This is a genomic window from Variovorax sp. CCNWLW186 (genome assembly GCF_037203865.1).
In the GTDB taxonomy this organism is placed as follows: Bacteria; Pseudomonadota; Gammaproteobacteria; order Burkholderiales; family Burkholderiaceae_C; genus Variovorax.
In genome coordinates this window covers 79691-101131 of sequence record NZ_JBBCBO010000014.1, presented here as the reverse complement: position 1 = coordinate 101131, position 21441 = coordinate 79691, and the positions used below count along the sequence as shown (strand labels likewise).

The window sequence follows — 21441 nt, the reverse complement described above, 5'->3', positions numbered from 1 at the left end:
GGCGGGATGGCGCGATCAGAAGTGCTCGGCCAGGTAGGCGCGCAGCGCAACCCCCTTGGACTTCGGGACCGTCCAAGTGCGCGTGGCCGGGTCCCAGCGCCCGCAGAACATCCGGTTGATCGTGGCGTTCATGGCCCGAGGCAGCCCGACGAGGTGAAGGAGGGCACCTTGCAGGGAGACGGCAGAGCCGGGCTCGATCAGCAGCTTGCGGCGCGAGCGCGCACTGGCGACCTCGATGCGCCCACCCGGGAGGTGGTGTTCCACGGCGTAGCGCGCTTCCTTGCGCGTGCGTTCTTCGGTGTGTTCGTGATTGGTGTTCATTGCAGTTCCATGTGTTCGGTGGGTAGGTAGAACATCCCGCCCGGAGCGCCCCCAAGGGCGGAACCAGGAGGGGGAGCCGGGGTGCGCCGCTGGTACCGGTGCAGGTCGATTCCCGAATCCCGTTCCCGGTCCGCGCCGTGGGGGTGCAGGCCGGGCGGGAGGTGGGGTCAGTCGTCCTCGGCGTCGGCGGGCAGACTGAGCTGCCCGCCGATCTCGACCAAGAAGCCGCCTTTCACCAAGCCGTCGATGGCTTCGGCAGCGCGCTGCTTGCGGTGGCGGGGGCCGGCGTCCATGACCTCCTTGACCACCTCGATGGCCACGGTACGGTCGATGCTGACCATGTCGGAGTCCTCGGCGACCTCCTGCATCTCGAAGTGGGCCTGCAGGCAGGTCAGCGCGATGCTCTGGTTCTTGTGGGCCGGCGCGTTGGCGCGCTCGGGCTCTTCGGGCAGGTCGGTCGGCACCACCACGATCGAGTTCACCGGGCGCCCCTTGCTGTCGATCCGTACCTCCACCGGCTCCAGCAGGAAGGCGCCCTGCACCCCGTCCTCGCTGTCACGCGACTTCACCAGCTTCCAGGAGCGGTAGTCCTCGTGGCGCTTGACCTCGATGCAGGCGTCGAGGGCAGCGTTCAGGGAGGAGTGCCCGCGCAGGCCGCGCGAAGCGTCCTTGCCGGTGTGATGGACCAGCACCACCAGCCCCTCGGTCGCGCGCTGGAGTTCCTTCGCCCCCGCGATCGCCAGCCCCATGTCGCGCGACGAGTTCTCGTCACCGCCGGCCATGGCGCAGGCCAGCGTGTCGATGAAGATCACGTCGGCGCCACCGTTCTTCCTGATCCGGTCCGCCAGTTCGGCCACGTCTTCCGGCTGGGTCAGGCGCAGGTCGTTGAAGACGAACTTGGTCGTCTTGGGCAGGCGCTGGCCGACGTGCTTCTCGATGGCGAGCATCCGGTTGCGTTGGCCGGCGTGGCCTTCCAGCACGACGCTCCAGACGACGCAGGGGGTGACCTCGCGACCGAACCAAGGCTGCCCGGTGCCGAGCGAGTGGATCATCGACGCCATCAGCACGCTCTTGCCGACGCCTGCGGGGCCGAAGGCGCACGCGATCCCCTGCGCCGGGAGCACGCCCTCGATGGCGCATTCAGCCTCAGGAAAGAGGCCGAACTCGGTCGTGGTGTAGGGCGCGAAGCGGGGGCGGTGCAGGGGTAGTGCCGTCGGGCCGACATTGGTGTCGTCGCGCTCGACCATCAGGAGTACGGGCGCATCGTTGCCCTCATCGGCCTGCAGGTTGAGTCCAGGGGACAAGTTGTGGTTCGTGTTCATGCAGCGTCCCGTGCGCTCGCGGCGACCTGCGAGCATTCGCATAACACAGCGTTAACTTCCGCAAGCCCGTGCTCACGCACCAGGCTCCACCAGCCGTAGAGCGCTTGGATATACCGGCCGACCAACTCGATTGCGTCGTCGCCGGCTTCTTGCGCGAGCATCTTGAAGGCGTGCACAGTCCAATAGCAGGCCCAGATTGCCTCGCCGTCGATGCCCGGCGCAATGCCGGGTTCGAGCATGTAACCCCGCGGTCCAAGCGAGCCACGGCTTTGGTCGAAGAAGTCGAAGGTCGCCTCGCCAACAATCTTGTGCACGGAACGGCCCATGCGGCGCTGGAGTTCTTTGTGTTCGGGAGAGCCGCGCACGCTGGAGAGCTTGAGGTTGTGCACGTACACAATCTCGGCGCAATGTTCAGCCATGTCATCGAAGAAGGGATCAGGCGCGCAGGGATCTTCGTGTTCGCGCTCGTACCGGGCCAACTCGATGTGCGAGACGTCCCGGCGAGGCATCGTGGGCATGTCTCCCACGCTGAGGCCAGGACCCATGCGCAGGATCTGGAACGACGTTTGCTTCTGCTCGCGCTTCATGCTGCCTCCTGCGCGTCGAGCCACTCTTGCACCTTGGCCCGGTTCCACGCCGTCACGCGTTCCGAGAACTTCACCGGTTGCACGAAGGTTCCCGCACGGACCTTGCGCCACAGGGTTGCGGCGCTGAAGGGAAGGATCATCAGGAGCTCATACTGGCGCATGTAGCCCTTGGGTTGCGCCTGTGCCATTTGGGCGGCGCGCTTTTCGCTGTTCATAGGTCATCTTTCAACCGGCCCGGGGTTGAGGATGAATGTGTCTGGGTTTCCCCTGCGAGGTTCTTTTGAGGCCGGTCTTACTAACGCAGCAGCAAGGAAATCCCCACATTGAGAATCACGAAATTTCGCGAAAACCCAGGGAAACTCCCTAGAAAGTCACAGCCAGTCGGCCTTCTGGTGGGAGGCGGCCCGTGCCCATACGCTTCGTGCAGAATGCGGGGCATTCTTCCTCCGCGAGTCGACTCCGATGCCGATGACGATTGTTTGCAACCTGAATGGCTCAGCCGTCGATGTTGACCAGGCGGTGATGTTGCGAGACGAGGCTCGGCGAGTCCGGCAGACCGATCCCGACTACCGATGCGTTGAGTGTGGGAACGCGGTGCGCCCTGATCGCGTTGGCCGCACTACGGCGGCTCACTTCGAGCACCCTGATCGAAATGCTGCGTGCTCGCTCAGCAATCGAGCACGTACCTAGACCTCGCAGGCACCGGGTTAGTCGCGGACTTAGGCCGCCGAGGACGAGTCCTTACCCCATCACCAAGCAATGCGCCGGTTGCTGCGCAGCCGGGCAAAACTTCTGCGCTGCTCTCGCCTCTCGCCACCGAAGCCCTGCTGCTGCAGATCGGGGAAGCGATGTTGGGTAAACGGATGGGGCGAGCGAACCGGCACGCAGAGGCACCTTGTCGGTCATCGCCAGATGGCGGCGGGCCCGTCCGCCATGCTAGGCGGGGTGCGGTCTGTCAGGAATCGGACAGCCTAGATAGGAATGGCCCAATTCGATTTGTGAGCCCCGCACACCCCTCAAAATGCACAATGAACTTCAAGACAGTTTGCACCGCCCATGCCGTGCACGCGTGGCTCGCCCATGCCATGGGGAACAACGGTTCCGCTGGAGTGAACGGACTGGGAGCGAAGTGCTGCGCCAACTTAGCGGAGAGGTCCGCGTGCACGACCTGCGCGTCTGCCCATTCTGGTTTGAAGTGAACCAAGGCATTCCGAAGGCGGATCAAGGTTACAACGTCTGACCAAGCCGCATCTTGCTCCGAAAGCTCTGGGGCCGACCGCGAGCGGAGTGCGAGATTGAATTTCTCGAGTAAGCCCCCGCGCTCCACCTTGCGCCATTCGGCCCTCAGCGTTTCGTCGGGGATACCGGGAAACACTGAGGCGCGGTCGGCGAACAGTTCGTTTGCATACGACTCGAGGCCCGCCACTGAAGTGAAGACCGTTGCTGTAGCGTTGGCCAGGATGTCGTTCCAGAATGGCCCGAAGACCTCGCCATGGTGGAACTGCTCAAGGGCTTTCGTTTGACGAGAAAACAGCGCGGCCGAGATGAGGTGGGGAACGCCAAAATTGACTCGGGTCCTCATCGTGGCTGCCATCGTTATTGGGGCTAGGATCGTGCCGGACAAGGTTGCCATGGTCGCATAGGATGGGTGAACTACCCGCGAGCGTAGCGGAGTCGGGCCCCTCGGTTCGCGCCTTGGTCGCGGCAGCTTTCTCGAAGTATCCAAGTACCATTGCTTCGCCTTGTCGTAAGGTAGACCAGCGGAGTTGACCGATGCCGTACTTGTTCACCGGGGTGGTTCTGCCGGAGCGAGCCACGTTTTCTCTCCCGACATTTGTGATGAGGTTTTCCCATCTCGTGTCGGGTGTTGCCGCCGAGGCGACGGTGAGCATCGTGCTGAATCAAATTTCGGTGCGAATCGACAGTGCCCATGATTGGGACATCTTCGATCTTCGGAACGTCGTAAAGACCATCATCCAGGCGCAGCTCTCGCTGGTCGGGTACCTCAAGGGCTATGCCTATGACTTCGCGGTAACTCGCGTCATGAACCAACGGCGTGAGATCGACTATGTCTTTGGCATCGATGTTCCATGCATTTCGGGTCCACGCGGAGCTACGGTTCTTGAGACTGCCATCCTTGAGCTTCGGGGCAAGACTCTCGGTCGAGAGGGGGTGTTCATCCAACGGTGTCTTGCCGATCTCGTTTCGGCATTGAAGAACGCCGACGATACGGGCTTCTACTGCTATCGCGCCATTGAGACGCTTCGGCATCACTGCGCTGCCGTCCACGGTATGACCGATGCCGGCAAGGCCGAGCAGTGGGCGAGATTCCGAGAAATTTCCGGAGTTAGCGAAGAGGTGTTGAGAGAAGTCAAAGCGGCTGCCGACCCGCTGCGGCACGGAGACACCTTCCCCGTAGGGGCGGACTCAGCTCGGGTGCTAACGATTACATGGCATGCTGTGGACGCCTATCTGGCAACAGTGCCGAGCATCGTCCGTGCACTGCCGGAGGAATCACCCGATGCCCCGAGGGACGGCGACGCAGGACTCCAAGGCTTAGGTTGATGCCGGGGCAACGCCGAGTTTGACTGTCGTACCGTCGAGCAAGAGATTAAGGGAAGGGATCGAGGCGACTGGGGCCCATCAGGTTCCGAACAAATACGAGTAGAGGATGAAGTTTGGTGTACCGAATTTGTCGCCACCAACGGCAAGATCACGAAAATTCACGCAAGCTGGATTTGCCGCAATGTAGGCCTGCAGACGGTCCGTGTAATCTTTGTTCTCTGCGTCTCGCATATCTATATAAAAAGACATCAGCGACCGCCCGGCTTCCGAAGTTACTAGTGCGCTAACATGACCGAGATCTGAGCCGAAGCTTGCTGCAAGACGAGATTGTTCTAGCAGCGCGACGGCGGACGGTGACCGTTCTCTGGTGATTTCATAGGCACGCTGCCGGAGGGCGGTTCCCCAGATTGTCACGGCGCCGTCGAGCAACACTTCCCACGTCGGCTGCCGAAAATGGGGACAGGGGTTGCCCGTCCAATAAGGCTGAATGCCCGATCGCCATTCCGCTTCGCCTTGATGGGCCTGCAACATCCAGCTAATCCAGTTGGCATCAACTCTCGTGCAATTGGGCGAGGCACTTACACCCACATCCGTGAGGTTGTCGGTACATATGTGGCCGCCCCAGTTCTCATCGCTGGCAGCGGCCAGAGCACTTTCGGGCTCGTCGAAGACAAAGAGGCAGTTCAGGCGTGAGACCTTCGTTGGAAAATTGCGTGTCCGCACTTCTTCTAACTCGTACTCAAACGCGAGACGACCCCAATCCCGATCCATGAACATTCTTGCCGCTGTCATTGAAAGCGCAGGAACGAGTGCGTCATTGATGCTTTTCTGAACGATCTTCTGACTGACCAAAACCCCTCTGTAGGCATTCCACGCGACGAGCGGGTTTTCTACGTCGAGGTACATAAAGCCTTCGAAGTCCATAGTTAGCGTTTGCTGCAATGTTGACCCGGATCGGACTCAGTCAGGACGCCCCGGCTGTTGATCTTGGAAGGTCATAGTCCATGAGGTACTCGATGGCGGTCAATCCAGCGAAGCCGAACAGCATTCGGTCGAGCCTCCCCAGCGTGACGTTGGCCTCTTTGCAGACGTCCCTGAGGCAGTCCTCGACGGACAGGTAAATCGAGCGGCTCGCTTGCAGACTTGAGAACTGGCGGTTGTACCCGAAGTGAGTGTTCAGTAGGCCGACCACTCGCTGGTCGAGCGCGACGACGTCGTGTGAAAGTCCCACGGTAATCATGAGGTCGGAGACGCTCTTGCGCTTGAAGAGGGACTTCGAGCGCTTGAGGATCTCTTCACGCACTGCATCAGAGCCGCCACGCGGAAGATCCGCCAGGAGCACAACACGAGTACCTTGAACGATGCTTGGGTTGACGAGCGCGGCTGCCAGGCGTCGTGCAGCCTTGTTCTTGAACCGGGTCGCTTTGAACTTCGTGAGTTGACTCTCGATGTAGGCGCTCTTGTTTCGCTTGGTCGAGAGCGTCCCGAGGGAAAGAGCCGACTCGAACGCGAGGCGATTGCCCGTGCGGTGAAGCTTCTCCATCGGTACAGCCGAGCCCATTACACAGACTTGCGAGACGATGTGGTTCCAGAGATCTTCGTCCGAAAGCTTTTTCCAACGACCGAGTGCAGGCGTTTTCGTGTGAGATGCCAGCTTCCCAATGACGTGGAGGAGTTTGTGCTTGGTTTCCTGCCGAATCGTGGTGATCGGCTTACGGTCGATCATTTCTGTCTTCACGTTCTCTCCTAGTTTCTATCGTCTGAGTTTGCAACGAACTCGATCTCTTCTCCGGGCGCACCGGCAGCAGGCGACCGTGTCCACGCCACGAATGCTTTGTATCGTCCCCGGGGCGTTCGCTCCAGTCGTCTGCTCTAACCTGCCGTCGTCGTCGCGAATGCCGCCCAGTCCCTCATCAATTGCACCCGCTTCTCCAGCAGGTCCCCGCGCCGGTAGGCCGCCTCGACTTTGCTGGAGATCGCGTGCGCAAGAGCCATCTCCGCTACTTCGTTCGGGTACTCGGTCTGCTCGGCCGCCCAGTCGCGGAACGTGGAGCGGAACCCGTGCGGCACGGCGTCCACCTTCATCCTGCGCAAGACTGCAGTGAGGGTCATGTCGCTGAGCATCCCGCCCTTGGGCGCCGGGAATGCGAAGTCACTGTGGCTGATCTTCAGTTGGGCCTTCAGCAGTTCCACCACCCAATCCGACAGCGGCACCCGGTGTTCCTTCTTCGCCTTCATGCGTTCGGCTGGCACCACCCACAGGGCGCTGTCGAGATCGAACTCCGCCCACGTGGCTCCGCGCACTTCGCCCGACCGTGCGGCCGTGAGGATGGCGAACTCCAGCGCTCGTGCGCCCACGCCTTCCTGCTGCCGAAGCTCCGCCATGAACTCGCCGACCTTCGCGTAGGGCAGGGCGCGGTGGTGGTCGGTCTTGGCGATCTTGCCCGGCGCCGCCAGCATGGTGTCGAGGTGCCCCCTCCAGCGTGCAGGGTTCGGACCCTCCCTGTACCCACGGGCGATGGCCCAGTCCAGCACCGACTCGATCCGACCGCGCAGACGCGAGGCCGTCTCGGTCTTTGTCTTCCAGATCGGCTCCAGCACGTCCAGTACCTGGGCCACCCCTACGTCCCGCACTTGCAGGGTGCCGATCTTGGGCTTGGCGTAGGTCTCCAGCGTGTTGTTCCACTGCTGGCGGTGCTTCTCGTTCTTCCACGAATCTTCGTGGGCCTCGATGTAGAGGGTCGCCGCCTTGGTGAAGGTGATGGCCGTCGCCCGAGAGGCGATGAGCGCACTGCGCATGGCCTTGCCTTCCTCGATCGGGTCGAGTCCGAGGCGCATCTGCTGGCGCGCCGCCCGGGCCGACTCGCGGGCCTGCGCCAGCGTCACGTCGGGGTAGCCACCCAGTCCCATGTCGCGGCGCACACCGCCAACACGCGCCCGCAGAACCCAGCTGCGCGAGCCGCCCGCGTTCACGTTCATGCCGAGGCCGGCCACGCCGCCCACGAAGTTCATGCCACGCCGGGTGATCCGAGACACCTCCAGCGCACCCATCTCCTTAGCCTTACCCATCTATATCCCCATCAGTGAAAACCGGATTCGATCCAGCGAGTTTCACGAGGTTTCCCGGGCGTGTATAGACGAAGTCACGTACGTGACTTGAGGTGAGACGAGGTGAGAGTCTCCGCCGATGCAACGATGTGGTACCCGCCCAACACAGGGATGTTGGCCGAGTGCCGCGTGCTGGTGGTCCCACACCAGCAAGACCGCACCTAGCGCCCTCTAGCGTGCTTCTAGATAGCGGCAGTTATGTGCGGCATTTGGAGATGCCTACTTAGCCCTGGCCGCCGACCGAGTGGTCGGTGGTTTCGCCCTTGATTTCGTGCGGCGCGCCCGCATCTAGATTGTTCATAGATGGATGGACTAGGATGAAGCACGCGTACCAATGGAGGCTGGTGTATGAGGGAACCACGGAGGACGACAAGCGCCCTGTGAGGCTCTTGACATATGAGGATGGCTCTCTGCGGGTGGAGACGGTTCAACGTGGCACCGAGATGATGGACGTTCCTGCCTCACCAGGACAGATTGTTGTGCCGCTCGTTTATTCAGATGGCGATCGGATCGACATTGAAGCCGAGTCGGTGGCCGCACTCGAAGCAGAACTGCGTGCCACCGGTTTCTCGGAGCGCGACGCTAAGGACATTTGTCGCCACGTCGCTCCGCTGCCGAAAGGTTGAGTCATTTCTAGAGTGGGAGTTTGGCCGGAGGCGCCGGCCGCGCCGAAGATGGGCAACGAATTGGATGAGAGCACTCTGGCTTATCCAGGGGCTTGTCGTCGATCGCGCGTTGGCGGCGGCCCCATGTGTAGACCCCCGCGGGGCAAAGACCGACATGCGCGAACTGCAGGAGTCGGCCACAACCCATCGTTGGCCAGTGACTGGTACGCGGTAGCACCTAGCACCAAGTCCGGCGGACCAAGCACGGCGCCGTTCTCCACTGCGGCTCCGACCTCCTCACATCGGGGGAGCAGCGGATGCTGACCACTTCGAGCGATCACGACGATCCGTTGCGTCCGCGCGACTGACGAGAAGCACGTGGCCGGTAGCAAGGGGAGGCAACTAGTCGGCGGCATTGGAGTGGAGCCGCAAATCCGGCAGGATGTCGGCATGACCACCGCGACCCCAGCCACAAAGACGAAGCCGATGCGTGCGGGTGGGCGGGCCACCGAGGCGGGCATGGGGTTCCAAGCAGCCGTCGCGACGTGGTTTGCGGTCCACATCCTCGTGCGGCTCCCGGTCGGCGCGCGCTTCGGCCTCAACAACGTAGCCCTGCCAACGGCACTCCGCCTCGAGACCGGCACGGCGCTCGATGACATCGAAGTGACGCAATCGGACGTTGGGGCGCTGCACATCCAGAGCAAAACGTCCGCGAGCCTCGCGACGGGAGAGCAGGCGCCACTCGCCAAGACGGGCGGGCAGCTTGCCATCTGGATGTCAGACGCAAAGGCTGCGGGCGATGCTCCGGACCCGACTCGAAGTGCGGCGATTCTCGCGGTCAGATCGGACGCCGCCCGCACACTTGACGACCTTGAGGCGGGGTGCCGCGCGTTCGATTTGGGTGGCGGCTGGGCGGTTACCAAAAATAAGCGCAACGCAGCGCAACGCTCCGCGCTCGGCGCGCTGGAGGCAATCGTGAACGCGGCTTGGACTACACATCGTGGGGCGCAGCCTACCGATGCTGATCTCGCCGACATGGCCCGCAGCTTCCACGTGGCGCGGTTCTCGATGGACGAGGGCGGCGCCGACTGGCGCGAGGCGTCGAGGCTGCTCGGCCGGCATCTCTACGGCGGTGACGCGGCGGGAGACGCCCCGCTTCGCGACCTTCGCGGCATCATGCGCGACCTGATCGGCAGCGGCGCCCCAGCCGACCGGAACGGCCTGCTCAACGCGCTCCGACGCCGGGGTCACGTCGACATCGGGGCGCCGCGCTTCGAGGACGACGTAGCCCGGCTCCGGGCCGCGACGGGCGCTGAACTGGGACGGTTGGCCTCGCACGGCAAGCTGCCGGTGGGCAGCGGTGTCACGATCACCCGGGAGAGCGACGCGCCCATGGCGGCTGCGATCGCCTCCGGCTCCCTGCTGGTCGTCGGTGAACCGGGCGCCGGCAAGACCGGCGCGCTTGTTCACGCTGCGACCGCGCTCGCGCTGGGCGGCGCCTTCGTCGTGTTCCTGTCCGTCGACCGGTTCCCTGGCGTTGCGATAGCAGCGGACCTGACCTCTGAACTGCGGCTCGGTCACGCGCTCATCGAGGTCTTGGCGGCCGTGCCGGGCCCTGGACCGAAATACCTCCTCATCGATGCACTCGACGCAGCGCGCGGGGGGCTGGCGGATGGCGTGTTCGCCTCCCTGATCGAGCAGGTAAGAAGCGAACTCGCCGACGAATGGGTGGTCATCGCGTCAATCCGGACCTTCGACTTGCGTAATGGCCGGCGATACCGGCTGTCGTTCGCCGGCGCACCGGCTGACGCCGTATACGCCGATGCGACGCTGCGAACTGTCCGTCACTTCGTCGTCCCCCGGCTAACCGACGTCGACCTCGCCACCGCCGGGACCTCGTCCCCCGAGATCGCGGGCCTCCTCGCCTCGGCCACGCCGCCGCTTGCCGAGCTGCTACGCAACGTGTTCAACCTGTCGCTGGCCTCGGAGCTGATGGCGGGTGGCGCCGACCCTGTGGAGTTCGCCGGCATCAAGACGCAGTCCGGGCTCATCGACACGTACGAGGACGTCCGCATGCCGACGACCGGCATGACGCTGGCGGCAGCGGACGCGGCGGCCGCGATGGCCGGCAGCCGCCGACTCGCAATCCGGAAGGTGGACGTCAGGCATCCAGACCTCGACGAGGTGATCAAGTCCGGGGTCCTTACTGCCGCGGGCGACCTCGTCAGCTTCGCCCACCACGTCCTGTTCGACCACGTCGCGGGGAGATACCTCCTTGCCTGGCATGACCCAGATCGACTAGTAGCGCAGTTGGAGGGCGATACCTCCGCCGCGCTCCTACTCGCTCCCGCGCTCCGGTTCGCAGTCGAGCGCATCTGGCGCGTTGACACCGATGGCAAGCCTCAGAGCTGGCGGCTCGTCTGCGGCATCTTCTCCGCAACCAAGGTCGACGCGGTCCTCGGCAACGTCGCGCTCCGCATCGTCAGCGAGAACGTGGGCGACGTCGAGGATCTCGCCGGCTTGGTAGCCAGGCTCGAGACGGAGCCGGACGACCCGTCGATCGCGAGCCTGCTCGGGCGCTTGAGCCGATTCGTGGTGATGGACATCGAGGCTGGCCGGGGCCTCACGCCCGAGCGTGCGATCGCCTGGGCGAGTCTCGCCGAGCGACTGGCGGGAAGCGGTCGCCTGTCGCTCGTAGATCCGGCGCGTGTGCTGCTCCACGCGCTATTCGACCATGCAGACCTGACCGACCCAGCGCTGGCGCCGATCTTCGGCCGTGCGGCCCGAGCGATGCTCGAATTCGCGTGGTCGAAGTCGCCGCCCCTGCACGCGACGGCCGGCAGCGCGATCAGGTTCGTCGGAAGGTCGTTCGCGTCCGATCCCGCCGCCTCCCGGGCGCTGCTCGACCGGATCCTGCGAGAGCCCCACTTCTCCCAGAACGCCGACCGCGAGGCCCACTGGCTGGCGGAGCAAATCCTGCCGATCGTGCGGGCAGACCCGCCGTTCGCCGCCGAGGTCTATGCGGGCCTCTACGGACAGATGATCACCGACACCGCGACGTCGGCCTTCGGGGGCCATCGGAGCCGAATCATGCCGCTCTCGTCCAACCGTCGGCAGGACTACGAGCATTCGCGCTGGTATCTCGGGAAGTCGATCGGCGAGTTCCTGGCGATCTCGCCCGAGCACGGTACGCGTGCAGTCATCGACGCCGTCATCGGGAAGGCGAGAACGCAGGGCTACGGCGAACCAGGAGAACTCGACCTCGTCGACCTCGGCGCCGCGGAGATCGAGTTCCGGGGGAGCGACGTCGAGTTCAACGCGTGGGACGAGAAGGACGATGACGCGCCTTCTCGCGAGGACGACGTGCTCGCACGCTACGTCGCCTTTCTGCGGTCTTGCGATGTGGCCTCATTTGGTTCGAGCATCGCGGCCGCCTCGCGCGAATATGCGACGGCATCCGTGTGGACGCGGATTCTCGGCGTGGCGAGCGAGCGCGTTGCAGAGGTCGGCGGCCGGATCTGGCCGATGATGACGAAGCCCGACCTCCTGGAGAACGGCGACACGCTGCGTGACGCCATCCGGTTCGTCGCGGCGGCGTGGCCATCCCGGTCACATGAGGAGCGACGCGGCTTCGAGGAGATGGTGCTGGACGACACGCGGCATGCCGACGACGACGCCAGGGGAAGATGGCGGTGCATACTCGGAAGGTTGCTCGCGCTGATCCCGGAGGAGGCCTTCGTTCTGGAACCTACCCGCGACCTCCGACGGCAGATGCAGGCTGACGGCGAGCTGCGGGACAACCGACCGATCCGCAGCTTCGCCTCAAGCTGGGGCGGAAATGAGGACTACGTTCGGGAACGACTGCGGCGGGAAGGCGTCGACATGGACGGTGGCCCCAACCGGGTCGTCCTCGACGCCTCGGACGCGCTTCACGCAAGAGTGAACGCGACGCCGGCCGCCAGCGACGCGGCCAAACTCGCGACCCTGTGGTCGGAGGCCACTGCGCTGCTCGCGCTGATCGACGCGAATCCCGGACTCCATGGCCAGGTCGACCACTCCGCCTGGGGCCACGTCTCGAACGCGGTCGAGCGCGTCGCCTCCAGCCCAACCTTCGCGCCGGGCGCGGACGGGCTCCCGGACCTAGACACGGTGCTCGCCCTGCTCGCGCGCCTGTCCGCGAGCAAGTATCCCGAGCCCGGGGGTGACGGGGCATGAGCATCAGCTGGGGGAACTGGGCGGTCAGGGTCTACGCGGCCGAGGCCTGGCTTTCGCTCGCGCCGAGGTTTGCGGCCGAACGTCCCGAGATCGTCGACCGTATCGGCGAGATCCTCGCGGATCATCAGCCAGCGGTGCGCCTCCAGGCAGCGCAGAATCTCCAAGTCATCTCCGCGGCCGCCCCGGATCGGATGTGGGAGATGGGAGAGCGGATCGCCGCAGCCGAGACGGATCCCCGGGTGCTGACCGCCTACCTCGCCCGGTCGCTTCGCAGGTTCAGCCATGCCGAGCCCGAGCGCTGCGAGCACATCCTCGCGATCGCCAAAAGGCGGCTCGACGACTTCGCTGACGATGCAAGCGGACGCGACCACATCCAGGAATGCCTGGGCGGATGGGTGGCGCAACTCCAGGCGGGGCAGGGACGGCAGTTCGCTAGCGCCTGGATCGACGAGTGGGCGGCTGATCCCGAACGGTTCCAGAACGCGCTCAACGCGTACACCTCATCGCTGCGGGGAGCGTTCTTCGGCCGCTATGCCGCAGATGCCGAGCAGGGCGACAAGGACATGAACGACCGCGCGCAGGAGGGGCTCGCGAAGATCCTCGCTCCGGCACTCGACATCTCGGCCAAGACGCACGCGGTACTGAGTTCCAACGTGCCGGGCGAGGAGAAGCTTGCCGCCGGCCGAGAGTACAGCGCGGCCGAACGCGTCATCTATCACGCCATGAACCAGCTCTACTTCGGCGCGGGGGTGCGTGCGGAGGACAAGGAGGATGGGCCCGGCCTCAACAATGCCGGGGCGAAGGCGCGCTTCCTCGCCGACTACGCCGACATGCTGGCGCTTCTGCGGCGATCGCGAGAACCGGCGACGCAGCACCACCTGATCGAACTCTACGAGCACCTGATCCCCGGCGATCCCGTCGCCGTCTTCACGGCAATCCACGCGATCCTGACCGGTCCCGGCGCCGAGGAGGGCTACCAGTTCGAGAGCCTCGGTAGCACTGCGGTCGTGAAGGTGGTGAGGCGCTACATCGCCGACCATCGCGGCATCTTCGAGGACCCTGAGAGACGCGCGAAGCTCGTGGAGATCCTCCAGCTGTTCTCGGAGGTCGGATGGACCGACGCGATCAGGCTTCTCTACGATCTGCCCGACCTGCTGAGGTGAAAACGGCAAGATTTAAGGCGTGTTAGGAGCGACGTGCCGTCCCGCCTATGCTGGGGCGCTGACCAGTGGCATACACAGTGGGCTACCGAAAGGGTGAACCCGCACGGGCTTAAACCGTGCTCCTCGCCTCGATCGCTTCGAGGACTACCCATCCCGTGTGCCCCCGCTGTGGTCATCCTATAGGTGGCTGTGTTCGTGCAGAACCGGCAGCGTTGCGGCCCCGAGATTGGGTCGACAAATGCCGCCTCAGGGCGCTTGCTGCCTTCCCCATCCCTCGCCCCATCCGCTGCTGTGCGACCTCGGGCGTCCGCGTGAGATGTCGTGATGGTTCGCTGCCCTTGAGGGCCATCTGCAAGCGGCTCGCCATGAGCCTGTGTGGCACGTTCTGCTGGTATACGCCTAGTGGTCACACTCTCCGCCAGAATTGATCCTTGGCAGTTTCTTTAAGTCCCGCGCAGTCCATGCGACGGAACTTTTTCATTGGGAGAGACATCCTTAGGGATCTGATTGAGGCTGCCGAAGACTGCCTTTAGCCAAGCTCTCAACGTGGTATCCGTCACGGTATCTTCAGCCCGATACCATGACCCTCACCGTTAAAGCTGTTGACTCTGCCAAACCGCGCGAGAAAGCCTACAAGCTGGTCGATGCGCATGGCCTGTATTTTTTCATCTCGCCGACTGGCGCGAAGAGTTGCGGGCTAACTACACCTCCGGGGGAAAATAAAAGACGAGGACCTATGGCCTCTATCCCACACTCATCCTCGCTGGCGCTCGAAAAGAGCATGCGGCGGCTCGTGAAGTGTTGCCCTCGCGGAAGCCGCGCCGACCTTTGAAACCGTCGCGCGTGACTGGTTCAAGGCGAGCACAATCGCGGTAGTTGCCGGGTTTGAGGAAGTGCCTTCGGCTGTTCAGCTAGGGGCGCACTTGGCTCGATGGAGCGACGGGCTGCGCCCCTGAGGTTTTATCCTTGATCTCATAGCCGAAGACCTCCCCGAACAGGTTCACTGCGCCGAGTCGCGAGCCATAGATAACCAGCAGAATCAGTGCCGTTACTGCCAACGCACCGATGTTGGCGAGTATGTTTTCCATCAACGTTTTTAGGAATGGTCGGGCCTTCTTCAGCTCGCTCATGAGTTGACGCCGATAGCGGTCCTCGGTTTCGGCCTCTGCTTCTCTTAAAACTTGCTCAGAAAAGGTTCGAAGCGTTTCGGTCGCCTCTGCTCGAAGGGAGTCCACGCTAGTTGGAAGGGTCGCTGCCAAGATGAAGTTGTTAACTTCGGCTGGGTTGGGAGGCAGTCCTTTTGCTGCGACAAATGCGCGAACAAATTCAAGCTTGCGGCGCTTGTAGAGCGCGTAAGCGACGTTGTCGATAAGGTCTATATCGTCGGATGCGATATCCGCAAAACGCTGATACGGGTCAACGGAATCCGAAGCTGCGAGCGGAGAGGCGATTGCTCGCTCTGCTTCTGCTGCCTCGACTTGAATTTGATCGGTCACAGCTGACTATCGCTTGCGAGAAACAGCAACCTTGCTCGCGCTGAGAACTGAGCTGGTTTTAACGCGTACCGGATCTCGCGGAGCGGATGTTGGCGTGAACTGACCCGTTTTGGCGTCTCTTGTCACGGCCGAGCGACCTCCCTTGAGGGCGTCATTGGCCGAGCGAACCGCTCGATAAGAAACAAAGACCCCGGTCTTGGGTTCGTTTGTCACATGGGGTTTGGTCATACACGAATCATGGCACGGAGTCGGCAGGAAGTCCCACCGGAGAAGCTGGGTCGTGCCGCTGCAAGAAGGTGCGCAGCCTCAGTCTCGTCTGCGACTAATTGCCGCCATGACTAACAATTTCTACTTACTGTAAATAAATACAGATCATGACCGATGGTACATGCAGTATGGTTTCAATTGGTTTCGTTGGAAACAACTTCCGACGTCCAGATCGCGCGCCCAATGAGGTAAGAAGCCGCTTTGTAACAAAGCGCCGAAGTTTCATCCAAAACTTACTGCAAATGATGTAGGCGCTATATCTAGTGTGTCACAGACGAGCTGGCCCTAGATATAGTGTGTTTCGCCCGATACGAGGGCGCCGGGTGGTTCAGACCCGGCGCTCAAGCCCAACAATTGCTGTCAGGGGTGTGTCCATCAAGAGACGTTCCACAAGCGAATCTTGCCATGAATACAGGTCGGACGGACAGCGTGTCTGCGCTCAAAAAAGGAGATCCCTATGAGCAAAATTGGTCGCAACGCCGGAACCGGCCGCTTCACTCCTGTTAGCACCGCGCGTGCTAAACCAACCACGCATGTGGTGGAAACCATCAAACAGCCGCCGGCGAAGGCTCCTAGCCCGCCCAAAAAAAGCGGTAAATAACCCGCGGCAATTGCGTAAGGGCCGGTGAGTTCGCTCATCGGCCCTTCTCCAAGGAGCTACTGATGAAGCGGGATTGGGACATCATTCGAAGTGTTTTGGAGGATATCGAAGCTCAAACGGCCGAAGAGCGCGAGAACGCGGTCTATGTCATCCAAGCCGATCAGTCTCCGGATGATCGTGCGAAAGTGGAGCATGTTTTCTTGCTCGCCCGAGGTGGATACCTCAAAGGCATTTGGAGTGAAGACCTTTCGGGAACCATGCTGATGGCGCTGGAGCTGACTTGGGACGGCCATGATCTGTTAGACACAATCCGTTCGAGCACTATCTGGAGCAAGGTCAAGGCTGCAGCAAAGACGAAGGGCATCGAGCTAACCTTTGATGCGGTGAAGGTTCTCGCGAAGTACGCGCTCGACGAGACCATCAAAGGATGATCCGGAGCAGGGCGAGCAGAGATGCTTTCATGGCACCGCTCGTGGTATCCAATTTCTAAGTTGCTGAAAAATAAAGATTTTTCGCTCCCACACTTCTCCGCCAGAGTCAATTTAGGCTGGTTCAAGAAGTCTCGCGCAGCCCATGCGACGGAACTTTTTGATCAGAGATGTTCCCTTTGGAGTCCGGCAAGTCTGCAGCCGACTGATCTTGGCTCGGCACCAACGTGACATTTTCTAGTCGGCAAGGTTAATGCCCACCGTTCAGTTGTTGGCACTGTCTGGCCACCGAGAAAGCTTACAAGCTGACCTCAAGATTGCAACTGCCGAACAGCGGCGGTTCGATCTACTTGGATAGATTAGCCCGTCGTCTCTCGCCTGAATCATGGGCCAAGAAAATCAAGCCCATCGTTCCGTTGAATAACCATAGAAGCAGGGTCAATATGTCTTTGCGCGTTGGTGGTTCTGGCGTGACCGCAAAGCTCCACACCACCCTAACGGCGAACAGCACCATGAACAAATACATGACTGTAGCGACGATTCGCCACGCTGTTCGCCGCAGCCACAGTCGCTTTTCGGAATCGAGTAACGCCATATTCACGATCAGAGCCAAAGCCGCGGTAACCACGGCGACCACGAGCGTCAAAGTTTCAAAGAGCGTCATTGATCTTCTCTTGTGGGTCATCTAGGAGGGGTGAAGTTGCTGTTTTCCAAAAACTGATCGATCTTCTTCGATCTTGCAAAAAGTAAAAAAGCCCGCGGGCAGCGGGCTTGGTGTCACCGGCTAACTTGGTTGTTAGTACACGTGCGGCGCCTTGCGTCGCAAGCTCTGGCAATCATGACCGCGCCAAAGGTAATCACTGCCACTGGTAAGAACCAGGGGAAGACGGGAATGAAGCCGAGCCGCTCCAATAGCCATAACGATCCAGTGATTATTAGAAATGCACCAAAGCCAATGTCACCGAGGTGATCACTGCGATGTTGAGTCTGAGTCGGAATAGTAGACATGGGTTTGTCGCCTCGCATAAACGAATGTTGAAGCACACCCCAAAATTTTGGGGTGTGAAGAGACGAAGGCGCTCCAACGCCTCGTCGTTTAGCTTGCCTGCTTCGTCAACGCGATGGGACTAAAAAGCACCAGGCGTCGTAACCGTACGCGTGAGCGTCGAGCATTCGCTGGGAATTCTTGACGCGCCGGTAGCGGCAACAGACCCAACGGAATCCGGGCGGTGCCGGGCGATTGGTTGATGTTGTCATCAGGGTCTCCTCCTTTCCGATGGTGATTCGGAGACGCCTCTGGTATCCTCGCCCGTGCTGGAGTCGACAAGGGAAACCATGTTGGCGCTCGTTGCGACCATCTCGCCACGAGAGGGGCGATCAAAGTTGGCGCTTTGATCGTTCCCTTCACTTTTTAAACCTCACGCGAGCCGCGTCTTCAGACACGCCGAAAGTTCTCACCACTTCTGAGAGCGAGGCGCAGCGTGCGAGCGCTGCCTGATTTATCAGAAGGCCGCTCGCGAATGTGTTCGCTTGCCACTCGCTGTCTCTGAAGATTTCGATCCGAGAACTCGGCTCGATAACCCTCGCGAACGACACGTTTGCGTGAAGAAATAAATGGCCGAGTTCGTGAGCACCAGTGAATCGGTCACGGCCTTGACCCTCACACATTCCGTCGTACACATCTACGCGCAGCTTGATCAAGCGCTGCGCCGGATAACAACGGCCGTGGTCTGGGCCCATTTCTGCGTGCTCACACACCTCAAGTTGAAACCCCGGTAGTAGCTCCGGCAGCAGTTCGTAGAGCTTGTCTATTGGGACATAAGGTGCGTTCCCGAAAAAACGCATGAACGCGTTCCTGACGCTTGCCGCGATGTCATAGATGTCCTGTTTTCGGCGAGGCGAAACGATGAATCCCGGTCCGGACATGGTTCATTCCTTTTTCTCGAAGACGGCCATCAGACGGTTGATCTCGCTGTCCGACAATTTGTCGAAGTTGCGAGCAAACGCGACGGCCAGCTCATTGGCGTTTTGTCGTCCGTCCAGCGAGACGCGGACTTCCGACTTGGTCAGGTCAGCCAACCTGTGGAAGGTTGCTACCTGTTTGGCAACTTGTTCATATTCGCTCGCAAGGCGCTCAACGAAGTTCGCCGGGGCCGGCTTCTTGCCGGTCTCAATGGACGAAAGCATTCCTGAAGAAATGCCGATCTGCGCGGCCATTTCGTAGAGGGTGATGCCGAGGTCGAGGCGGATCTTGCGCAGTTCCTTTCCAAGATTGGTCATGGTTGCTCCGGTTGGTTGAGGGAATTAAATGTGAGTTTTTCGGAGATGTGATCGAAATTTACCACGAAGGTAAATTTCCGTCAACGGCGGGTGAAATATTGCGGGGTAGCCTACTCCGGCTCACTGACTAGCCCCTGCAAGATTGAGACGGACACTGCGAAGACAGGAGAATGGGCGAAGCGAAATCTGAGATGGATGCTGGACGATCAGAGCGAGTTGATAGGCGCGGGTGATCTGGCATTTACTGGAGAGCACCGACTTCTAGAGTCCTCGAAAAAGACTCGGGCTTGGACCTCAACTCCTGCTCGAAGGTCTTCGCGCAGCCCGCGCTGACTTGTTCAAAACCGCTTGATTCTTTCTCCGCAGCAACCCCCCCTCAGAAGTCGGCGCGTTAGTAGCCACGATCCCCTCGAAAAGCACAGGCAGCGTCGTCCCTAAGCTGTAGCAGAGAGTTGCCAGCGTCATCACAGAGGGATTGATGTGACCGCCTTCAAGTTTGGAGATCCGAGACCGCTCGACCTCAGCGTCGTAGGCCAAGGCCACTTGGGTCTTGCCAGCGGCAAGTCTCAGCTTCTTCAGGTTCTTCCCTAGCGCCAGCGTTACCTCGTTGGGCAAGGTCCCGGCTACGGGTGCGGGCGGGGGTGCGGCTCTTCGGTTGGCATTTTTCATCGCTGTCGAGCGTGAAGAAATGTGCATCTCAAGGAAACGTCTTAAACGACACACAAGCATCGATGTGTTCTTTAAGACATGCTTTGAAGATCGCTGTCTGAGTTCGTCGGACAGTGACCTTGGAGGCCTTTTTGGAACTCATCACCCCCGAGTTGCGCCAGCTATTGCTCGCCAACGGCAAGGCATCGCGAGGCAACCCTCGCTTCGATCCGCATCCGGTGGTCAAGTGGCTCAACCCGCGCGGCGCTGCCAGGTGGCTCATCACTGAACTGAACCCCGACGACGCAGACACGGCCTACGGCTTGTGCGACCTTGGCATGGGCACGCCCGCGCCGGGCCATGTGTCCGCGCGCGGGCTGATGTCGATCCGGCTGCTGGGCGGCACGCTGGGCATCGAGCGCGACCTGTATTGGAAGGCAAACAAGCCGTTGAGCGAATACGCGCGGCTGGCGCGGCGCGCAGGGCGCATCGTCGACTGAGCCTTTGTGCCCTCCGCATGTGGCGCCGCGCGGTCACTGAACTTGCCCGAATCTTGAAGGGTGACAGCGGGCGGCATCGAGGCGTTTTTTCCCTGAGCGGATCTTTGTTCCCTTGCCTCTACCAACGCCGGCCGCTGTCGGAAGGCAGTGTGCGTGCTGCGGGCGAAGTCAACGTGAAGTGCGTGCGAGAGTTCTGTGAAGCGATACCCGCCGTCTTGCCATGGGCCACTTCGGGTCCAGCCAGAGTACGCGTACTGTTGCGGGGTGCGCGGGGCGCCTAGCCGCGCAGAGGCTTTTCCACCGTCTTATCCACCGCAATGGTGGAGAACGCCCCCTCTGTGATGGGCGGTTTGGACGGTAGAGCGGCGCAAAGTTGTACACATTTGGTATTACATATCGCTCATAACTAACGGTGCAATAAGACTCCCCATGAAGCTCGACTCCACCACCGTCCAACTCGTTCTTTGCATTGCCGAGGAAGGCAGCATCTCGCGGGCCGCCGACAGGCTGAGCCTGGCGGTAGCGGCCGCGTCCAAGCGAGTGACGGACCTGGAGGCGCAACTGGGCGCCAAGCTGTTCAAACGGGTGCCCCACGGCGTGTTGATTACCGAGGCCGGCAGCCGGCTGATGGCGCACATCCGGCAGATCGACAACCTCATCGGCCGGCTCGAGGGCGATGCCCAGGTGCTGTGCCGCGGCCAGGATGGGCGCATCCTCATCGGCGCGCCGAAGGCTGCCATCATCCAGTTTCTTGCGAAGGACATCGCCCGCCTGCGCGATGCCTATCCGCAGATCACGCTGAAGATCATGGAAGAGAACAGCAAGATCGTGCAGCAGTTGCTGCGCGACAAGGTGATCGACGTCGGCATCTATGAGAAGAAGAGCGGGTTTCTCGACCTGCCGAAGTTCGACTACCGGCAGGACAGGCTGGTGCTCGTTTACAGCCGCCGGCATTTCCAGTTTGCGGCGGAAGGGCCCGTGGGCATCGACGACTTTCTGGACCTGCCGATCGTGAGCCTCGGCAAGGGCTCGGCGATCCTCTCCGCCTTGCAGGGGGCCTACCGCAGCCGCGGCCGATCGTTTCCCAACAACTTTTCGACCAGCGGTTTCGACACCATGCTGGCGTTGGTGCGCCATGGCTTGGGTGTGGGCCTGATGCCGCCCGAGGTGCTGCGCAGCTTTCACCCCGAAGACGACCTGGGCTCGGCCGAAATACAAGGCGACTGGCACCAGCGCGCCTATGTGCTGTCCTGCGTGGAAGGCCATGCGCAGGAGCAGACGCTGCGCAACGTGGTGGCCCAGTTGATCGGCGGCAGCGCTTAGGAAGAAAGCGGC

General features: G+C 61.6%; 21 protein-coding genes. 7 read left to right on the top strand and 14 right to left on the bottom strand.

The window, feature by feature from the left end:
- Window positions 1-15: 15 nt before the first annotated feature.
- The 5 genes from V9K97_RS17775 to V9K97_RS17755 all read right to left on the bottom strand — a co-directional run bounded on the left by V9K97_RS17775 (window position 16) and on the right by V9K97_RS17755 (window position 3824).
- Window positions 16-321: a hypothetical protein gene (locus V9K97_RS17775; RefSeq protein WP_337319663.1), complete on the bottom strand. Its 306-nt coding sequence runs from the start codon at window positions 319-321 to the stop codon at window positions 16-18.
- A gap of 167 nt (window positions 322-488) precedes the next feature.
- Complete coding sequence (locus tag V9K97_RS17770; RefSeq protein WP_337319662.1) at window positions 489-1643, bottom strand: AAA family ATPase; 1155 nt, start codon at window positions 1641-1643, stop codon at window positions 489-491.
- The gene (locus V9K97_RS17765; RefSeq protein WP_337319659.1) at window positions 1640-2230 is read right to left on the bottom strand and encodes a hypothetical protein; all 591 of its coding nucleotides are present in this window, start codon (window positions 2228-2230) and stop codon (window positions 1640-1642) included. Before V9K97_RS17765 ends, V9K97_RS17770 begins: the two co-directional genes overlap by 4 nt.
- Window positions 2227-2445 (bottom strand): helix-turn-helix transcriptional regulator, encoded by a 219-nt coding sequence (locus V9K97_RS17760; protein WP_337319657.1) that lies wholly within the window; start codon window positions 2443-2445, stop codon window positions 2227-2229. Before V9K97_RS17760 ends, V9K97_RS17765 begins: the two co-directional genes overlap by 4 nt.
- 740 nt (window positions 2446-3185) lie before the next feature.
- Window positions 3186-3824 (bottom strand): hypothetical protein, encoded by a 639-nt coding sequence (locus tag V9K97_RS17755; protein WP_337319655.1) that lies wholly within the window; start codon window positions 3822-3824, stop codon window positions 3186-3188.
- A gap of 179 nt (window positions 3825-4003) precedes the next feature.
- Here V9K97_RS17755 and V9K97_RS17750 point away from each other — a divergent pair, with 179 nt between their 5' ends.
- Complete coding sequence (locus tag V9K97_RS17750) at window positions 4004-4795, top strand: hypothetical protein (RefSeq protein WP_337319653.1); 792 nt, start codon at window positions 4004-4006, stop codon at window positions 4793-4795.
- A gap of 78 nt (window positions 4796-4873) precedes the next feature.
- On the opposite strand, the gene V9K97_RS17745 is transcribed toward V9K97_RS17750, so the two are convergent.
- From V9K97_RS17745 to V9K97_RS17735, 3 genes are all read right to left on the bottom strand, one after another.
- Window positions 4874-5719 carry a hypothetical protein gene (locus V9K97_RS17745; RefSeq protein ID WP_337319651.1) on the bottom strand — a complete coding sequence of 282 codons (846 nt, stop codon included), beginning with the start codon at window positions 5717-5719 and terminating at the stop codon, window positions 4874-4876.
- A 40-nt stretch (window positions 5720-5759) separates the two neighbouring features.
- Entirely contained in the window at window positions 5760-6533 is a 774-nt protein-coding gene (locus V9K97_RS17740; protein ID WP_337319649.1) for a hypothetical protein, read from the bottom strand.
- 134 nt (window positions 6534-6667) lie between these two features.
- Window positions 6668-7846, bottom strand: a complete 1179-nt coding sequence (locus V9K97_RS17735) for a tyrosine-type recombinase/integrase (RefSeq protein ID WP_337319647.1) — start codon at window positions 7844-7846, stop codon at window positions 6668-6670.
- A 374-nt stretch (window positions 7847-8220) separates the two neighbouring features.
- Between V9K97_RS17735 and V9K97_RS17730 the strand changes: the two genes are divergently transcribed.
- The 3 genes from V9K97_RS17730 (at window position 8221) to V9K97_RS17720 (ending at window position 13886) form a co-directional block, all read left to right on the top strand.
- Window positions 8221-8529, top strand: coding sequence for a hypothetical protein (locus V9K97_RS17730; RefSeq protein ID WP_337319645.1), 309 nt, complete (start codon window positions 8221-8223; stop codon window positions 8527-8529).
- Window positions 8530-8958: 429 nt separating this feature from the next.
- Window positions 8959-12723 carry a hypothetical protein gene (locus tag V9K97_RS17725; RefSeq protein ID WP_337319643.1) on the top strand — a complete coding sequence of 1255 codons (3765 nt, stop codon included), beginning with the start codon at window positions 8959-8961 and terminating at the stop codon, window positions 12721-12723.
- On the top strand, window positions 12720-13886 hold the full coding sequence (locus V9K97_RS17720; protein ID WP_337319641.1) for a hypothetical protein: 1167 nt from the start codon (window positions 12720-12722) through the stop codon (window positions 13884-13886). The genes V9K97_RS17725 and V9K97_RS17720 overlap by 4 nt, the downstream gene beginning before the upstream one ends.
- A 911-nt stretch (window positions 13887-14797) precedes the next feature.
- Here the strand turns inward: V9K97_RS17720 and V9K97_RS17715 are convergent.
- Both V9K97_RS17715 and V9K97_RS17710 read right to left on the bottom strand, forming a co-directional pair.
- Window positions 14798-15382 (bottom strand): hypothetical protein, encoded by a 585-nt coding sequence (locus V9K97_RS17715; RefSeq protein WP_337319639.1) that lies wholly within the window; start codon window positions 15380-15382, stop codon window positions 14798-14800.
- A 642-nt stretch (window positions 15383-16024) separates the two neighbouring features.
- Window positions 16025-16288, bottom strand: coding sequence for a hypothetical protein (locus tag V9K97_RS17710; RefSeq protein WP_337319637.1), 264 nt, complete (start codon window positions 16286-16288; stop codon window positions 16025-16027).
- A gap of 24 nt (window positions 16289-16312) precedes the next feature.
- Between V9K97_RS17710 and V9K97_RS17705 the strand changes: the two genes are divergently transcribed.
- The gene (locus V9K97_RS17705; protein ID WP_337319635.1) at window positions 16313-16681 is read left to right on the top strand and encodes a DUF2513 domain-containing protein; all 369 of its coding nucleotides are present in this window, start codon (window positions 16313-16315) and stop codon (window positions 16679-16681) included.
- A 343-nt stretch (window positions 16682-17024) separates the two neighbouring features.
- Here V9K97_RS17705 and V9K97_RS17700 read toward each other — a convergent pair whose 3' ends face one another.
- The 4 genes from V9K97_RS17700 to V9K97_RS17685 form a co-directional block, all read right to left on the bottom strand.
- Window positions 17025-17342: a hypothetical protein gene (locus V9K97_RS17700; protein ID WP_337319633.1), complete on the bottom strand. Its 318-nt coding sequence runs from the start codon at window positions 17340-17342 to the stop codon at window positions 17025-17027.
- Window positions 17343-18082: 740 nt separating this feature from the next.
- Complete coding sequence (locus V9K97_RS17695; RefSeq protein WP_337319631.1) at window positions 18083-18604, bottom strand: ImmA/IrrE family metallo-endopeptidase; 522 nt, start codon at window positions 18602-18604, stop codon at window positions 18083-18085.
- 3 nt (window positions 18605-18607) lie between these two features.
- Window positions 18608-18958, bottom strand: a complete 351-nt coding sequence (locus V9K97_RS17690) for a helix-turn-helix domain-containing protein (RefSeq protein ID WP_337319629.1) — start codon at window positions 18956-18958, stop codon at window positions 18608-18610.
- A 294-nt stretch (window positions 18959-19252) separates the two neighbouring features.
- Window positions 19253-19627 carry a helix-turn-helix domain-containing protein gene (locus tag V9K97_RS17685; RefSeq protein WP_337319628.1) on the bottom strand — a complete coding sequence of 125 codons (375 nt, stop codon included), beginning with the start codon at window positions 19625-19627 and terminating at the stop codon, window positions 19253-19255.
- A 131-nt stretch (window positions 19628-19758) separates the two neighbouring features.
- Here V9K97_RS17685 and V9K97_RS17680 point away from each other — a divergent pair, with 131 nt between their 5' ends.
- Both V9K97_RS17680 and V9K97_RS17675 read left to right on the top strand, forming a co-directional pair.
- Complete coding sequence (locus V9K97_RS17680) at window positions 19759-20106, top strand: DUF2958 domain-containing protein (RefSeq protein WP_337319626.1); 348 nt, start codon at window positions 19759-19761, stop codon at window positions 20104-20106.
- Window positions 20107-20535: 429 nt separating this feature from the next.
- The gene (locus V9K97_RS17675) at window positions 20536-21429 is read left to right on the top strand and encodes a LysR family transcriptional regulator (RefSeq protein ID WP_337319624.1); all 894 of its coding nucleotides are present in this window, start codon (window positions 20536-20538) and stop codon (window positions 21427-21429) included.
- The last annotated feature ends 12 nt before the right edge of the window (window positions 21430-21441 follow it).

Bases quoted from the DNA above. Each gene is read 5' to 3' on its own strand.
- V9K97_RS17765 (WP_337319659.1), bottom strand. From the start codon at position 2,230: ATGAAGCGCGAGCAGAAGCAAACGTCGTTCCAGATCCTGCGCATGGGT.
- V9K97_RS17710 (WP_337319637.1), bottom strand. From the start codon at position 16,288: ATGAGCGAACTCACCGGCCCTTACGCAATTGCCGCGGGTTATTTACCG.
- V9K97_RS17760 (WP_337319657.1), bottom strand. From the start codon at position 2,445: ATGAACAGCGAAAAGCGCGCCGCCCAAATGGCACAGGCGCAACCCAAG.
- V9K97_RS17745 (WP_337319651.1), bottom strand. From the start codon at position 5,719: ATGGACTTCGAAGGCTTTATGTACCTCGACGTAGAAAACCCGCTCGTC.
- V9K97_RS17730 (WP_337319645.1), top strand. From the start codon at position 8,221: ATGAAGCACGCGTACCAATGGAGGCTGGTGTATGAGGGAACCACGGAG.
- V9K97_RS17770 (WP_337319662.1), bottom strand. From the start codon at position 1,643: ATGAACACGAACCACAACTTGTCCCCTGGACTCAACCTGCAGGCCGAT.
- V9K97_RS17750 (WP_337319653.1), top strand. From the start codon at position 4,004: ATGCCGTACTTGTTCACCGGGGTGGTTCTGCCGGAGCGAGCCACGTTT.
- V9K97_RS17755 (WP_337319655.1), bottom strand. From the start codon at position 3,824: ATGGCAGCCACGATGAGGACCCGAGTCAATTTTGGCGTTCCCCACCTC.
- V9K97_RS17705 (WP_337319635.1), top strand. From the start codon at position 16,313: ATGAAGCGGGATTGGGACATCATTCGAAGTGTTTTGGAGGATATCGAA.
- V9K97_RS17725 (WP_337319643.1), top strand. From the start codon at position 8,959: ATGACCACCGCGACCCCAGCCACAAAGACGAAGCCGATGCGTGCGGGT.
- V9K97_RS17685 (WP_337319628.1), bottom strand. From the start codon at position 19,627: ATGAAAAATGCCAACCGAAGAGCCGCACCCCCGCCCGCACCCGTAGCC.
- V9K97_RS17690 (WP_337319629.1), bottom strand. From the start codon at position 18,958: ATGACCAATCTTGGAAAGGAACTGCGCAAGATCCGCCTCGACCTCGGC.
- V9K97_RS17775 (WP_337319663.1), bottom strand. From the start codon at position 321: ATGAACACCAATCACGAACACACCGAAGAACGCACGCGCAAGGAAGCG.
- V9K97_RS17700 (WP_337319633.1), bottom strand. From the start codon at position 17,342: ATGACGCTCTTTGAAACTTTGACGCTCGTGGTCGCCGTGGTTACCGCG.
- V9K97_RS17735 (WP_337319647.1), bottom strand. From the start codon at position 7,846: ATGGGTGCGCTGGAGGTGTCTCGGATCACCCGGCGTGGCATGAACTTC.
- V9K97_RS17695 (WP_337319631.1), bottom strand. From the start codon at position 18,604: ATGTCCGGACCGGGATTCATCGTTTCGCCTCGCCGAAAACAGGACATC.
- V9K97_RS17720 (WP_337319641.1), top strand. From the start codon at position 12,720: ATGAGCATCAGCTGGGGGAACTGGGCGGTCAGGGTCTACGCGGCCGAG.
- V9K97_RS17675 (WP_337319624.1), top strand. From the start codon at position 20,536: ATGAAGCTCGACTCCACCACCGTCCAACTCGTTCTTTGCATTGCCGAG.